This is a genomic window from Paenibacillus sp. FSL R7-0331, from assembly GCF_000758645.1.
Classification (GTDB): domain Bacteria; phylum Bacillota; class Bacilli; order Paenibacillales; family Paenibacillaceae; genus Paenibacillus_AQ; species Paenibacillus_AQ camerounensis.
The window spans coordinates 1,848,635-1,863,434 of record NZ_CP009284.1 but is presented as its reverse complement, the minus strand read 5'-3'; the positions used below and the strand labels follow the sequence as shown (position 1 = coordinate 1,863,434).

The 14,800-nt window shown below is 49.9% G+C and carries 14 protein-coding genes and 1 pseudogene; 6 read left to right on the top strand and 9 right to left on the bottom strand.

Annotation, left to right across the window (positions count from 1 at the left end; all coding sequences use genetic code 11):
• Positions 1-44 precede the first annotated feature (44 nt).
• Both R70331_RS07740 and R70331_RS07735 read left to right on the top strand, forming a co-directional pair.
• Positions 45-740 (top strand): GntR family transcriptional regulator, encoded by a 696-nt coding sequence (locus R70331_RS07740; protein ID WP_052418971.1) that lies wholly within the window; start codon positions 45-47, stop codon positions 738-740.
• A 4-nt stretch (positions 741-744) separates the two neighbouring features.
• A complete protein-coding gene (locus R70331_RS07735; RefSeq protein ID WP_042174270.1) occupies positions 745-1,626 on the top strand; it encodes a hypothetical protein in 882 nt (293 codons plus the stop codon).
• A 60-nt stretch (positions 1,627-1,686) separates the two neighbouring features.
• Here R70331_RS07735 and phnE (R70331_RS07730) read toward each other — a convergent pair whose 3' ends face one another.
• The 4 genes from phnE (R70331_RS07730) to R70331_RS07715 all read right to left on the bottom strand — a co-directional run bounded on the left by phnE (R70331_RS07730) (position 1,687) and on the right by R70331_RS07715 (position 5,297).
• Positions 1,687-2,493 (bottom strand): phosphonate ABC transporter, permease protein PhnE, encoded by an 807-nt coding sequence (phnE, locus tag R70331_RS07730; protein ID WP_042174268.1) that lies wholly within the window; start codon positions 2,491-2,493, stop codon positions 1,687-1,689.
• A 16-nt stretch (positions 2,494-2,509) separates the two neighbouring features.
• Entirely contained in the window at positions 2,510-3,325 is an 816-nt protein-coding gene (phnE, locus tag R70331_RS07725; RefSeq protein WP_042174266.1) for a phosphonate ABC transporter, permease protein PhnE, read from the bottom strand.
• Positions 3,318-4,100 (bottom strand): phosphonate ABC transporter ATP-binding protein, encoded by a 783-nt coding sequence (gene phnC, locus R70331_RS07720; RefSeq protein ID WP_042174263.1) that lies wholly within the window; start codon positions 4,098-4,100, stop codon positions 3,318-3,320. Before phnC ends, phnE (R70331_RS07725) begins: the two co-directional genes overlap by 8 nt.
• A 105-nt stretch (positions 4,101-4,205) precedes the next feature.
• Positions 4,206-5,297, bottom strand: a complete 1,092-nt coding sequence (locus R70331_RS07715; RefSeq protein WP_042174261.1) for a phosphate/phosphite/phosphonate ABC transporter substrate-binding protein — start codon at positions 5,295-5,297, stop codon at positions 4,206-4,208.
• Positions 5,298-5,491: 194 nt separating this feature from the next.
• On the opposite strand from R70331_RS07715, the gene R70331_RS07710 reads away from it, so the two are divergent.
• Positions 5,492-7,093 (top strand): bifunctional metallophosphatase/5'-nucleotidase, encoded by a 1,602-nt coding sequence (locus tag R70331_RS07710; RefSeq protein WP_042174260.1) that lies wholly within the window; start codon positions 5,492-5,494, stop codon positions 7,091-7,093.
• Between the two features lie 69 nt (positions 7,094-7,162).
• Here the strand turns inward: R70331_RS07710 and R70331_RS07705 are convergent, their stop codons facing one another.
• Positions 7,163-7,462 carry a heme biosynthesis protein HemY gene (locus R70331_RS07705; protein WP_042174258.1) on the bottom strand — a complete coding sequence of 100 codons (300 nt, stop codon included), beginning with the start codon at positions 7,460-7,462 and terminating at the stop codon, positions 7,163-7,165.
• A 327-nt stretch (positions 7,463-7,789) separates the two neighbouring features.
• On the opposite strand from R70331_RS07705, the gene R70331_RS07700 reads away from it, so the two are divergent.
• Positions 7,790-9,577, top strand: a complete 1,788-nt coding sequence (locus tag R70331_RS07700; RefSeq protein WP_081947529.1) for an alpha-glycosidase — start codon at positions 7,790-7,792, stop codon at positions 9,575-9,577.
• Positions 9,578-9,700: 123 nt separating this feature from the next.
• Complete coding sequence (locus R70331_RS07695) at positions 9,701-10,222, top strand: DUF3231 family protein (RefSeq protein ID WP_042174256.1); 522 nt, start codon at positions 9,701-9,703, stop codon at positions 10,220-10,222.
• A gap of 119 nt (positions 10,223-10,341) precedes the next feature.
• On the opposite strand, the gene R70331_RS07690 is transcribed toward R70331_RS07695, so the two are convergent.
• From R70331_RS07690 to R70331_RS07675, 4 genes and pseudogenes are all read right to left on the bottom strand, one after another.
• The gene (locus R70331_RS07690; RefSeq protein ID WP_042174255.1) at positions 10,342-11,415 is read right to left on the bottom strand and encodes an SGNH/GDSL hydrolase family protein; all 1,074 of its coding nucleotides are present in this window, start codon (positions 11,413-11,415) and stop codon (positions 10,342-10,344) included.
• A gap of 143 nt (positions 11,416-11,558) precedes the next feature.
• Positions 11,559-12,281 carry a dihydrofolate reductase family protein gene (locus R70331_RS07685; RefSeq protein ID WP_042174253.1) on the bottom strand — a complete coding sequence of 241 codons (723 nt, stop codon included), beginning with the start codon at positions 12,279-12,281 and terminating at the stop codon, positions 11,559-11,561.
• A 227-nt stretch (positions 12,282-12,508) separates the two neighbouring features.
• Positions 12,509-13,597, bottom strand: a complete 1,089-nt coding sequence (gene tnpB / locus R70331_RS07680) for an IS200/IS605 family element RNA-guided endonuclease TnpB (protein ID WP_197071404.1) — start codon at positions 13,595-13,597, stop codon at positions 12,509-12,511.
• 123 nt (positions 13,598-13,720) lie between these two features.
• Positions 13,721-14,029: pseudogene (locus R70331_RS07675) on the bottom strand (MFS transporter); the annotation flags it as partial.
• Between the two features lie 203 nt (positions 14,030-14,232).
• On the opposite strand from R70331_RS07675, the gene R70331_RS07670 reads away from it, so the two are divergent.
• Positions 14,233-14,778 (top strand): TetR/AcrR family transcriptional regulator, encoded by a 546-nt coding sequence (locus R70331_RS07670; protein WP_042174247.1) that lies wholly within the window; start codon positions 14,233-14,235, stop codon positions 14,776-14,778.
• The last annotated feature ends 22 nt before the right edge of the window (positions 14,779-14,800 follow it).

Below are 14,800 nucleotides of genomic sequence, written 5' to 3'. Positions count from 1 at the left end.
ATATATTACGTCTATGTGTATTTGTCATGAAGGAGGAGTCTCTATTGCTGCCGCAAGATACAGCCAAGGTCAAACGCTCATCCATCCGTGAGCAGGTGTACCTTCAAATACAGGAATGGATTATTAACGGGGTGCTAAAGCCGGGCGATAAGCTTAGGGACCAGGAATTGGCGGAAACCCTCGGGGCCAGCCGTACTCCCATCCGAGAAGCACTGCTCCGGCTCGAGGAAGAAGGAATGATTCAGAGCAAGGCCAACAGCTGGACTCAGGTTGCACCTGTGGATATTAATCAGGCCTACCGGCTGTATCCGATGATTATCTCACTGGAAAAGCTGGCGGTTTCCTTTGCCCGGGAGCATATCACTGCCGCGCATATCCGGGAAATGGAGCAATACAATGAGCAGCTTCGGCATGCACTGAACGAACAGGATGCACTGGAAGCCCAGCGTCTGGATACGTTATTTCATCAGGTGCTGATCCGCCTGTCGGCTAATGAGGAGCTGATCAGCGTCCTGGACGGACTCAAAAAAAAGCTGCGCCGCTATGAAGTAACCTATTTCAACGGATTTACCGGAGCCGCTCAGTCGGTTGAAGAGCATACACAGATTATCCGCGCCCTGCAGGCTGGAGATTTCGCAGCAGCCGCCGGTCACCTTGAAGCCAACTGGCAGGAAAGCTTCAGGCGCCGCCTCGGCGGACAGAATAAGCTCCCGGACAGCAGCGCCATTCCAGAAAGGTGACATTATGAACGAGACTACAACCGATAAGATTAAGGACGATAACTACAGAATATTGACCCTGCTAAGCCGCTTTTTAAATAACAGGCCGGACTACATCAGCCGGGAAGAGATTGCGGAGATTACCGGGCTCGGCGTATCTGCGGAGTATGCCTTCGGTGTTCTTTTCGCGGCTGCACTGGGGCTGGATATTGTAGATAATCCTGAGGATACGGACCTGTACAACCACTATTTCAGCAAAATGCTGCACAGGCTCGATGTCCATGAGTATTACGATAATCCGTACTTCAAAAACATTAAGATACCCGCGGCCACGATCGGGGGCAGTGAGCTGAAGGTTGAACAGTACAAGCCTTATGAGGCTTTTGTCTGCAATGACATTATCACTACCTCCGCAGGACGGATGATTCCGCAGATCGGCTTTTTTGAGACGGAATTCCGCTTCCCGGCCGTGCTTGAGAATAACCGGATCTGGATGACGATTACCCCGAATGAAATCGAGACGATGAAGGAGGCTGTCGCCGGTGCGTCCGGCAATGTGCTTACGTACGGGCTGGGGATGGGCTACTATGCCTACATGGCTTCGGAAAAAGCTGAGGTGCGCAGTGTTACCATCGTGGACAACAATGAGGATGTGATCCGGCTGTTCCGCAGGCATATCCTGCCCCAGTTCGGCAATAAGCACAAAATCACAGTCATTCAGGCCGATGCCTTTGAATATGCGGAGCACCAGATGCCCGGCGGGCAATATGATTTTGTCTTTACCGATCTTTGGCATGATGTCTCGGACGGTATGGACATGTATCTGCGGATGAAGGAATATGAGCCATTAAGCCCGAACACACAGTTTATGTATTGGATCGAACAATCTATTTTGTGTTACCTGTAACCCCCCTTTGCATGTAAAAAGCGCTGTGAACCGGCAACCCGGCTCATAGCGCTTTTATGGTTATCCCTTTACCAGTCTTCCGCGGATCTTGTTGGAGAAGAACTCAATAATGAGAATGAACACAACCAGCCCGATCAGAATCGATCCGACCTGATCCCATTTATAGCTGCGCATGGCGAAGATGAGTGGTGCGCCGATGCCTCCCGCGCTGACCATCCCCAGAATGGAAGCCTCACGCATGTTCATATCGAAGCGGTAGATCATAACGGACATAAACGTCGAGAGAAGCTGAGGTACAATGCCGAACCTGATCTTCTCAAAGGTGCTGCAGCCCACCGAGGTCATCGACTCCAGAACCCGCTTGTCCAGCTCCTCGATCGCATCCACATAGAGCTTGGCCAGCATCCCGATGGAGGTTATGCCCACCGTCAGCACTCCGGCAAAAGCGCCCGGACCGGTTACCCGGATCAGCATCAAGCCGTAGACAAGCGCCGGTACGGTGCGGATGACGATCAGCACCAGTCTTGTAAGCCATGATACCGGCTTAGGTACGATGTTGGAGGCAGCCAGAAAGGCAAGCGGCACCGCAAGCACTGCACCCACTACCGTTCCTAGAAAGGCTATAGCCACTGTCTCCAGCAGCAGATACAGCACGCTTTGCTTCGATACATTGAACAACAGCTCTGTATCCGGATGGGTAAGCCCGTATACGATATTTTTGGCAATTTTAAGACTGTTCTGCTCGATCTGGTTGAAATTCACTGCCGTGAGCGACCAGAAGAACAGCGCACCGACAATGACCGCAATGGTGCCCAGATATAATGAACGGCGGGGAGCGGTTCCCAGCTGCTTTTCAATGGTATTCATGAATGTAACGTCTCCCTTAAATAAGCTTCTTGCGGAAATGCTCGCTGACTCTTTCAATCAGATATACAGTCACAATCAGAACAGCGATAATCATGCCGACCGCAGGATAATCCCGCCAGCCAAGCCCCTCGTTAATCAGCAGCCCGATGCCTCCCGCCCCGACATAGCCGAGAATTGCCGCATAACGAACATTTCCTTCAAAGCAGTACAAGGAGGTTGAGATATAGCCTGGAAGCACCTGCGGCATAACCGCGAAACGGAAAGCCTCAAGTCTTGTCATCCCAAGCGACTCCATCGCTTCAAAGGGGCCCATGTCCACATTCTCGATCTGCTCGTACAGCAGCTTGCCGACATAAGAAATCGTAAACAGCGTGATTGCCACTGTTCCGGCCATCGGTCCGAGACCAAATACGAAGGTGGCAATCAGTGCGGATACGAGCGTCGGCAGCGTGCGGAGCAGGCTGAGCACAGCTTTGCTAAGCACAATGAGCACCTTGGACTGGACAATATTAGCGGAAGCTGCAACAGCAACCGGAAGTGCCACTACGGCCCCGATAATGGAACCCAGCAGGGACATCTTGATCGTATCCAGCAGCGGGGACCAGATCCGGGACAGGCTCTGCCAGTCCGGCGGAATCATGGCAATGATGATTGTAAAAAATTCATGAATCCGTGTAACCAGCAGCCGGAGGCTGAAGCCCGTGAATTGTGCAGAGGCTATCGTGCAGATAACCAGCAGCAGGACGACAAGCGGCGTGCGCGAACGTTTCTGCAGCACCATTTTTCCGTTGGGAAGCTCAATTTTGCGCGGAGGAAAAAGTTTATCATACATAGGCCGGCTGCTCCTCCATGGCTGCTTTTTCCGCATCCCACTTCCCGCCGTAAATCTCCTGCAGAATGTCCTGGGTTACCCCGCCGGTTGCCCCGTCGAACACAACCTCTCCCTTGCGGATTCCGATAATGCGGTCCGCATATTCAAGCGCGATCTCGACATGGTGGATATTCATAATGACAGAGATGTTCATCTCCTGATTGATCTTCTTGAAGTCGTCCATTACGATCCGTGCAGTAACGGGATCAAGGGAAGCAATCGGCTCGTCCGCCAGAATGATATCCGGATTCTGGGCCAGCGTCCGCGCCAGGGCCACCCGCTGCTGCTGGCCTCCCGACAGCTGGTCCACCCGGACAAAGGCCTTGTCCAGAATACCGACCTTGTCGAGCGCCTCCAGCGCCAGAATCTTGTGCTCCTTGCGGAAGATTCCCGTCAGCTTTCTCCACCAGGGCAGCCCCGGCACGAAGGATACCAGCACGTTGTTCATTACGCTCGTGCGTGTTACCAGATTAAAGGACTGAAAAATCATCCCGATTCTGCGCCGGAATCTGCGGATATGCCGTCCTCTGAGCTTGGACACGTCTACCTCGTCGACCAGCAGCTGGCCGCCGGAAATATCATGTATACGGTTAATGCAACGGATCAATGTCGATTTGCCGGCACCGGAGAGGCCGATTACGGCAACGAATTCACCTTGCCCGATTGTCAAATTGATATTGCTGAGAGCAGTCGTGCCGTTATTATAGGTCTTATTTACATCGATAAACTGAATCATGGGGGCATCCAATCCTTTTGCACATATTTTATAAAGTGGAAAAAATGAGAGCATCATGAAATCATGATGCTCTCATTTCAGGTTTCACGAATATGAACTTGCTGTTTATTTCATGCTGCGGATCAGTTCCTGCGCCTGGCGTTCACCATCATAATCGGAAGATTGAGCTACTTTGTAGCCTTCGTGTGAATAGATGGCGATAACTTCTTTACCTTCTGGCGTTTCAGCAATCTCCATGAAGGATTCCTGCAGCGCTGTCTTCAGCTCATCCGTCATAATCGGGGAGTTTTTGCTTACGCTAACTGTGTCATTGTAGATTGGCTGCGTTACACCGATTACGTTCGTCTGATCCCAGATCGGGCCTGTACCGCCGTACTCGCTTGTCCATTTCTCTTCGTTATCGCGGCGTGCGTCTGCGAAGGCAACCACAATATCAGCCTGTCCTGCGGCAAGACGCGCAAACGAGCTTCCGTAGGAATCCGACTGGGTTACTTTGGCCAGATCGGTCAATCCCTTCTGATATTTCTCCTGCAGCCACAGTGTTGGGTAGATGTAGCCTGCGGAAGAAGATGTGGACATTACCGCCCAGGTTGCGCTGTTCAGGTCTTCCCATGTCAGCTCTTCGCCGTTGTTTACTTTAGCTGCAAGCTCCTGGCCTTTAGCGGAAGGTCCGGCAATAAGCAGGGAACGGTAATAGGAAGCCTGTTTGTCGTCAAGCCCGGTAGTCGGCTTATTGTCATTCCAGTCCTTCGGATTCTCGGAGTCATTGGAAAGTGCCTTGCGTGTTGATGTCAGCAGAACCTCAGCCCCGTCATCATACAGTGCATACGTACCGCCGGGAATCAGCCCGACATCGGTAGTTCCGGCACTGAGTGCTTCGCCTACTGCTTCGTATGTAGTACCGACATCAATTTGTACATCGCCTACGGTGAAGCCCTTGGTGCCCAGCTGGGTTTTCAGCAGCTCCTTTAACGGCTCAGTGGCTGTAATGATCTGATCCGGGTCCTTCGACGGTACAAAGCTGACCTTCAGAACATCAATTGCCGTGCTTGTCTCCTGCTGTGCTGTCGCTGCCTTTGTTGCATTATTTGCAGCTGCATTCGCAGCTCCGTTGCTGCCTGTGTTGTTGTTGCCGCAACCTGCCAATAGCCCGATTGCAAGTACTCCTGTGAACAGATGCTGAATTCTTTTTTTCACTTAAAGACCCTCCACTTTTTTGTCTTATACAAGACCGGAATTTTACTGGTGCTTAATCACTATATAATTCATTTGTTAACGATCTGGCATGAATTTGTAATCACTATGATAAAACTTCCAGAGTCTGTTGATTCGCCAAATAGTGTGATAGAATAAGCAAAGTTTTCTAGATAAGCCTGCAAAGGAGAGACAACATGCCGACTCAGCACTATGAAATTGTGTTGTTAGAAACCAGCGATCTGCATGGATTTATCCTGCCAAGCAGCTATGCTACGCGGAAAGAGGCCGGACACGGACTAGCCCGGATTGCCGGTATAATCAAGGATATCCGGCGCTCCGCACCAGATACCATACTGATTGATAACGGCGATTGTCTGCAGGGCACCCCGCTGACCTATTATCATGCCAAAGTAAATCCCTCATTGCCGAATCCGGTCATCGCCTGCCTGAATGAGCTGGGCTACAATGCGGCTGTCCCGGGCAATCACGAGTTCAATTACGGTCTGCCGTATCTGCGGAGCGCAGCAGATGCGTCTGGCTTCCCGTGGCTGTCGGCCAATATTGTGGATTCAACTACAGGACAGCCGGCCTTCGGCAAGCCCTATATCATGCGGGAGCTGGAGAATGGTATTCGGATCGGTGTTCTAGGGCTGACCACCTCTTATATTCCTGTCTGGGAACAGCCGGACCATATTGCAGGCCTGCAGTTTGAGGACCCGGTGACGGCTGCGCAGAAGTGGATTCCTGTAATGAAAACAGAGGAGCAGGCAGATATTGTAGTCGTTTCGTATCACGGGGGGTTAGAACGGAACCCTGAGACCGGACAGGCGACCGAGCCTTTGACCGGAGAGAATACAGGCTATGCCCTCTGCGAACAGGTACCGGGTATAGATGTGCTGTTCACGGGCCACCAGCACCGGGTTCTGGAGGCTTGCATTAACGGGGTTCATGTGATTCAGCCCGGGAACGAGGGCCGGTACTTGGGTAAGGTGACATTGCATATAGAGAAGAATTTCGAAGGCTGGAGCATGACCGGCTGCCGTTCTGAGCTGATCTCTTCTGCGGATTATGAGCCTGACCCGGCCATTCTGCAGCTTGTCCATGAAATTGAGGAGCTGACACAGACCTGGCTTGATCAGCCCTTCGGCTTCCTGGACGGCGACATGACGGTGCATTCCCATGCCCGGGCGCGTCTTCAGGAGCACCCGTTAATTGAATTTATCCACCGCGTGCAGATGGATGCCTCCGGAGCAGGCATCTCAGCTGCCGCCCTGTTCGATAACGTGTCGCCGGGCTTTGGGGAATGCATCACCATGCGCGAGATCGTAGCTAATTACATCTACCCCAATACGTTAAAAGTGCTGCGTGTGTCGGGAAGCGACATTAAAGCGGCACTGGAGCAATCAGCAGAATACTTCGAAATCAATGCTGAGGGGCAGATTGCCGTGAATCCGTCGTTCCTCATGCCCAAGCCCCAGCATTTCAATTATGACATGTGGGAAGGCATAGACTATATTCTGGACATTTCGCAGCCTGCCGGACAGCGTGTTGCCCGGCTTGAGCAGAACGGACAGCCGCTCATAGCTGACGCCGAATATGATGTGGTTATGAATAATTACCGGGCGTCAGGCGGCGGAAACTTCGCCATGTTCCAGAATAAGCCGGTCGTGAAGGACATCCCGACAGACATGGTCGAGCTGATCGCCGATTATCTGGGCAGACAGGGGCGTATTACCGCGTCGGTTAATCATAACTGGAGTGTAGTGAACGGTATGAACAGGAACGGGAGCTCCTGATTATTGCCTGACAAGCCAAAAAAAGCGTTCAGCCCATTGTACGGGTTGAACGCTTTTAACGTGTACTGCTTATTTTTCAAGGAATCCGGTAGATGGGTTTGTGATGAAGAAGCCTTCCTGCGGCACGTAGAAGTATTGAATCCATACCCCGTCCAGCAGCGGCTCACGTGTATCCAGCAGCACCTCGATATCCTTGTCGGTTGCTACAAGCTCATCATGCTCAGTCGGTGTATCCAGGGTCACATCATAGTGGCCGTGATCCCCGTGATTCTGGGTAATCACTACGCGGATCTTCTTGCCTTCCGCTTCCGGTGTGTTCAGCATATCCTTCAAGACTTTGGCGGCGTTGCGGTTAATTTTACATTTCATCCTGTGGCGACCTCTATTCTTCATAGTTTGCAGTAAGAAATCCATTATAACATATTATAAGGTACTATATATAATTAAGTGTGACCGCTTAAACAATGACCATTACTCCACTGCATCCAGAAATATAAATCCATGTGTTTATTTACTACGGCACAGGTTATTTATAATGTAGCATTTCCTCTTGTGCTTCAAATTAACATGATTTCCGGCAGCCTGTTTAAGCACGGGCTTTGGGGTGACGGCAAATCTAAGGCTCCGGCTGATTCCTTTCTACTAAGGTAATACTGCTAGGCATACACCAACTACACAGATCCGGGAGGGACTGGAATGATCTCTAATGAACAAGCCATCAGCTGCGCCAATCTTACGACCTGCATCCATTTGGAAAGCCTGCATCATGTTCCGTATGGCAACTGGTCCTATCCATACGACAAAGATACCTTTCATTTACGCGTCCGGACCAAAAAGCAGAATGTGGAACGCATTTATGCGCTGACAGGCGATAAATATGACTGGGAAACCTATCATCACGAATATGAAATGCGCAAAGTAGGCACCGACCGGCTCTTTGATTACTGGCAGACAACGGTAAAGCCGGATCACCGCCGGTTCTCCTATGCTTTCCGCCTTCATGCCGGCGGTGAGACGGTTTGGATGACGGAGAACGGAATTATGGCAGAAGAGCCCGAAGCTCCGGGCGGTTTTTTTGACTGGCCTTATATCCATGAAATTGATATTTTCCAAGCACCGGAATGGGCAAAATCAGCCGTATTTTATCAGATTATGCCTGAGCGGTTTGCCAATGGAGATACCGGAAACGATCCGGAAGACGTGATGCCGTGGGGGGATAAGCCTACTACAGATAATTTTTTCGGCGGGGATCTGCAGGGGATAATCGATCATCTTGATTACCTGGAGGACTTGGGCATTACGGCCATTTATCTGACACCTATATTTGAGGCACCTACCAATCATAAGTATGACACCACTGATTATATGAAGATCGACCCGCATTTCGGTGATACGGAGCTGTTAAAAAAAATGGTTGACGAGGCCCATGCCAAAGGAATCCGGGTCGTTCTTGATGCCGTGTTTAACCATATCGGCTCCAACTCTTCACAGTTCAAGGATGTTACCCTGCATGGGGAAAAGTCCAAATATGCAGACTGGTTTCATATTAACGAATTTCCGGTTCAGGTCAAAGACGGGAAACCCACTTATGATGCCTTCGGGTTCTTCGCCGAGATGCCCAAGCTGAATACTGCCAATCCGGAAACCCGTGAATATCTGCTTAATATCGCCGAATACTGGGTCAAGGAGCTCGGGATGGACGGCTGGCGGCTGGATGTGGCCAATGAAATCGACCATCAGTTCTGGAAGGAATTCCGCAGCCGCATTAAGGCGGTTAATCCGGATGCCTATATTATCGGGGAGAACTGGAACGATTCCCTGCGCTGGCTGCACGGCGACCAGTTCGATTCCGTCATGAATTATCCGCTGTCAAAAAGGCTGATTGAATTTCTGCAAGGCGATGATATGGATGCGCAGACCTTCTCACAATATATCAGCGCCCTGCTGATGCGGTATCCGCAGCAGGCCAATGAAGTATTGTTCAATCTGATGGCCAGCCATGATACCCCGCGGGTGCTTACCCAACTGGGCGGCGATAAAAGAAAGCTCAAGCTGGCGATTGCCTTTCTGCTTACTTTTACCGGAACACCTTGTATTTATTACGGGGATGAAATTGGCCTTGATGGCGAGGATGATCCGGATTGCCGGAAATGCATGATTTGGGAGAAGGAGCGTCAGGACCGCGATCTGCATCAGAGCTACAAACAGCTGATTAAGCTCCGCAAGGACCATCCGGTTCTCCGTACAGGGGAGTTCAGCTTCCTGAAGAGCAACCAGCAGGAACGCGCCCTAATCTATGAACGTTATAATGATCAAGAGCATTGTACGGTCTGGATGAATCCGACCGCTGAACCGGCTACGCTGGTGCAGGCCCTTGAGGGCAAATGGAAGGATGCCCTTACCGGAGAAGCCGCCGCTGCAGACAATGGCGAGATCAGACTTGTGCTTGAGCCCTTCAGCTTCAGAATTCTGTTCAAAGACTAAGCTTGGCAATTATTCCGCTAACCCTTTGCCAGGATTACGGATAAATCCTCCTGCAATTTCTGCACATTTCAGGGCATGCTACCTTTGTTCCACATTTCACTTTCATAACAAAGGAGCTTACCCATGACAGGAATTTTAGGCGGCAACCCCAAAGACGAGCCGATGCATTACGGGGAGATTTTTAGCGTATGGACAGCCTCGACGGTAGCCAAAGGTGCTTTATCCTGTTACCGGGCGTACATGTATCATGCCGGTGACCATGATCTGAAAAAGATATTGGGAGCTATGATTGATCAGGCGGAGCTGGAAATCAGCGAATTGGATTCGCTTCTGGCTGAGCAGGGACTGGCGTCTGCACCGGCGATGCCGCAGCGCCCTGAAGCCCGGCTGGAGGATATCCCGGCCGGTGCAAGATTCACTGATCCGGAGATTGCAGCCAAGCTGGCTGCGGACAATGCTGCCGGACTAGTGGCCTGCAGCCAGGCTATGGGGCAATCCATCCGTGAGGATGTCGGCGCCTTATTTGCCAAGTATCACCTCACCAAAGCCGCCCTTGGGATGAAGGTGCTTCAGCTAACCAAGAAAAACGGCTGGCTGATCCCTCCGCCGCTCCAGGTTAAAAGACCTGAAGCTGTAAAGGTCTAACCTTAACCAGCCTCTTGATGAGCAGACCGGAGATGCCGAACGGGCATAGTCCGGGACTTCAGGATAGGTTCTACTGAGTATTGCCAGAGGCCTGCGGTTTCCGCAGGCCTCTCCTTCCTTTATTCCCACTTCATAAGCTCTTGGATATGGGCAGCCAGTCTATCAGCCGCTTTAAGATGAGTAACCCGGGACGGGTGAGAGTCCGAACCATAACCGTCCGCCGCCAGCTGCACTTCAAACTTCATCGTAGATATATTGCTGTCCCCAGTTTCAGCAGAGTATCGGCTAACCGCCTGCTCCACATAAGGATACAGTCTGTCGCCCATGATTCCCAGCGTACACAGTATCTTCGTATGGGGATTACAGCACCGGACTGTTGTTAGAAATCCGGCATATTCACGGGCGTACTCGGCTTGCCGGCCGGGATCATCTTTAGTATAGGAATCATCATTAGTACCCAGGTTAATAACAATCAGGTCGGGTACAAGCCTATTGAAATCCCAGGGAAGCTCCTGGGGAAGAAGAGTATCCGCAAATCTGCCCTCGGATTTACCCACCTTTTCATAGTAGTCCGGAAGCAGATGTGTAGTCAGCTTCTGATCATTTTCCGTATAGCCTGTGATGATGCCATATCCGCTGTAGGATACCATGCTATAATCTGCCCCAAGTCTCCGGGCGGTCTGATACGCATAAGCCATGGTGACATCTTCAGTGGCTGTGCTAAAAGAGTGCGTTCCGTCCTCATCATCCACGCCATAGCCGCAGGTAATGGAATCGCCGATAAATTCGATTGTATGTACGCCAGCAGGAGCCGGCTTAATGCCTTCCGAAGCATCGACTGTGATGGCTTGAATCCCTGCGGTCGACATTGCCGCCTCGGACAGCTTTATGACGGTTACCGTAACCTCCTGCTCGGTATCGCTTTCAAATACAGTGTACGTTACCTCGCGCTGGTTAAGCTGATCATCAATCACCTGCACTCCGTTTACACAGATAGCCATCCGGGCCAGGTTATTGCCGGTTAGGGCGATGGCATCCCCCAGCAGCGTAATTTCCGCTTTCCGGCCGTAAAAGGTGAACTCAACGCCGCTGCCGGAGAGAGCCAGCCACCGCACATCATTATAATAATGTGTCCGTCCGATGATTTTTACATTATCCTCTGTTGCCCTATATACCTGAGTGGTTTCTGTCATATCTGCAACTACCTTCCTTCTCGGCTTCTATACTCGCAGTATAATGTACTCCTAAGTCCGGTTTTTTGGCAACAGCTTTTAAGGAACAATGAAGTTGAATTCGTATAATGGTTGATTCAAGCAGTGAATGAAGTTTAGTCCGTTTACGGCTTCTGCACATACTTAATCCAAAGTCCGCCATCGCCCAGATTCTCTACACTTTTGAAATCAAAATCTACGGGATTAATCTTGCGGGGACTGGCGTTTGCTTCAAACAAAGTCAATGCATCCGCTGCGCCGTCTATTACGGGAATCAGAACTAAACTGATCTCGTCTATTAATCCCTCGTTCAAGAACGAACTATTTATTTTGCCTCCGCCTTCAAGCAGAAGCTTGTCAATGGAAAACAGACGTTTTAGCTTTTCAGCCACCACAGTGAAATTCAAGTCAGTTTTGCCGCCAAAGATATAGGAGATACCCAGGTTCTTCAGGTGGGCTAAATAGGCATCCGCAACCTGCTCAGTAAGCACCTCGACAATATGGTGGCCATACCGGTCGTCATCCTCTGCAATATAATTTTGGGTCCAGCCCAGTTTACCTGAAGGGTCTACTGCGATTGCGTAGGCATCGGCAGCACGATCCGCTACGTAGTCTGTTCTTGGAATAGCCGGTATATTTTCATCTCCTAATTCTAATCTGTGTCCAAAGGTAAAATGCTTCTCCATGGTCACTCTGCCGCAGATCCACGCCTTGCATTCATACTGCTGATGAATTTCCTCATACTTTTTGCTGAAAAAGGAGGTCCGCTCCGTCTCCAGAAAATCTCCGGCAATCCTCCCGTCCAATGAGGTTAGCATGTGGCAGACAATATAGGGTCTCTTGTTCATAGGAATCCTCCCTCTCCAGTATTAGCCTTGCCCTGAAAGCTGCTTTGCAGGGACAAGCATGTAGCTGCGGGATGGAATAAGGCTGGTATAATCCTGGCTATTATTGAATTCTCCCCCACTTAGCTAGCGCTTGAAGTGGCGGATTCTTGCGAACAGAAGAGTAACCTCTTCTTATTTAGCAAGCGATTCCTGCGTTCCAACAGTTCTATCATTTGGATAGGTGGCGGTTAAACCGCTACTTGTGCAATATTATGAGCGGCGTTTTCATCACGGTCATGAAGCGTACCGCAAGCGTTGCACGTCCATTCCCGAACCGCAAGATTCTTAACTTCCGGGTGGATTGTGCCACACACGTGACACCGCTGACTGGTCGGTTCGAACATATCGGCGATCCGAAGGGTTCGTCCATACCAAAGGGCTTTGTACGTCAGTTGCCGTACCCACTCCCCCCAAGACGCATCCGCGATGGATTTTGAAAGCTTGGAATTCTGAATCATATTCGCGACACGCAGATGTTCGATACTAATCGTTTGGTTTTCACGGATCAGTTTCGTTGTCAGTTGGTGGAGAAAATCATTTCGTTTATTCGCAATACGTTCGTGAATGCGAGCGACATGCTGCTTCGCTTTCTTCCAGTTGGAGCCGCCCGGAGTACGCCGAGCCATCCGCCGCTGCCAAAGCGCCAGCTTTTTCTCATATTGGCGGTAAAAGCGGGGATTGGCATACCGTTCACCATTCGAGCTTACAGCATACTCTTTCAAACCCAGATCGATTCCGATATGTGCGTCCACTTGCGGCAGTGGGTTCTTTTCAACTTCGCAACCAAGCGAAACGAAAAATTTCCCACTGGCGTTTTGACGCACGGTAGCGGACAATATCCGGCCTTCCAGCTTCCGGGAGTTTGCAAAACGCATCCAGCCGAGTTTTGGGAGCTTCAAGCGACTCCCCTCAATGGCGATATTCCCGTTCGTGAATTTGGTCGTGTAACTTTGAACCGGATGCTTCCGGCTCTTAAAGCGTGGCGCTTGATTTTGCTTTTTGAAAAAGCGATCAAAGCTATCCGCCACATGACGGGCAGCCGACTGCAAAGCAATGCTATCGACTTCTTTCAGCCAGTCGTATTGTACTTTTAGTGCAGGGAGTTTTGTCGCACAAGCGTGATAGGACAAGCCTTTTCCCGTTTCCGCATAGCTTTGATTCCAAGTGTCCAAAAAGTAATTGAACACAAAGCGGCAGCAGCCAAACATACGCCTTATGAGTTGCTGTTGTTCCGATGTGGGGTAGATCCGGTATTTATAGGCTTGATGTATCAGCATGTGCGACACCTCATTTTTGGTAATATTATTTACATTATAGCACATACGTTCGGGTTTAGGTCAAATACCGCAGATTCATCCCCACCCTATCGAGGGTGGAGTATTCTCAGCTTTTTTAGATAAAACCGTAAAGTTAGTTGTAAACAGGGAGACCAGGTTACCCACAACGAATATGCCCAGTACAAGCAGCATGACCTTTTTACGGTTTATACCTGAGAACAACAGCGGCATGATCGGACCCGAAACAGCGATGCCCAGAGCAAAAACACTCACCAGCAGCCCCGCTTCTGTGACACTGACATTAAAGCGTTCAGCAAGGGTCGGCAATATGCCGATTACGCCCATCTCGGTATTAAGTATACCGAACACACCTATCGTTAAAATGAAAATCAGTAACGGATTTCGTCTAGTTACACTTGATGCTGCGTTCATTTATTCATCCTCACAATCTATAGAAGTAGTCACATTTAGTTCCAACATCAGCTGTATAACCATAAACAATTGTTAAAACAACTCGTGTCTATTATTATAGAATTACAACGTATAGATTCAATGTTTAAAAGCATGCAATCTATTGATATCTCAACACATCAGCTTGAATTGTCAATTAACTAAGAAGGTTTGGTGGAAATCGTATGGCAAAAGTGGACCGGAGGATTATTAAAACACAAGAGGCATTAAAAAAAGCGGTTCTTGAGCTAATGGGCGAAAAAAGCTTTGATGAAATTACCATTCAGGATATCGCTGACAGGGCAAACCTGAATCGGGGCACTATCTACCTTCACTATCAGGATAAATATGATCTTCTGGATAAACTGATTGAATCCCATATGGATGAATTAAGCGAGATGGATGAATGGGCATGCCGGCTGGACTGGAGCAACGGGCTCACGCCTTTTTTTGAATACTTTGAAAAAAACTATTTATTCTTCTCGACCATGCTGGCAAGCAAAGGGGCCCCTACTTTCAGAGCGAGGCTGCTCGAATATGTAATGAAGGGCTTCAATGAAGAAATCGACAGGGACAGCGGAAAAAATGCGGAGCTAAATGAAGCTGTTATGCTGCAATATACAGGCACCGCTTATGTGGGGATTATTGAGTGGTGGATTAAAAACGGGATGCCGCATCCTCCGCAGGTTATGGCGAAGCAGGTTGGCACTCTTTTGGAAAGAAGTCTTTGATGGTATAAAAAATCGTCTACAG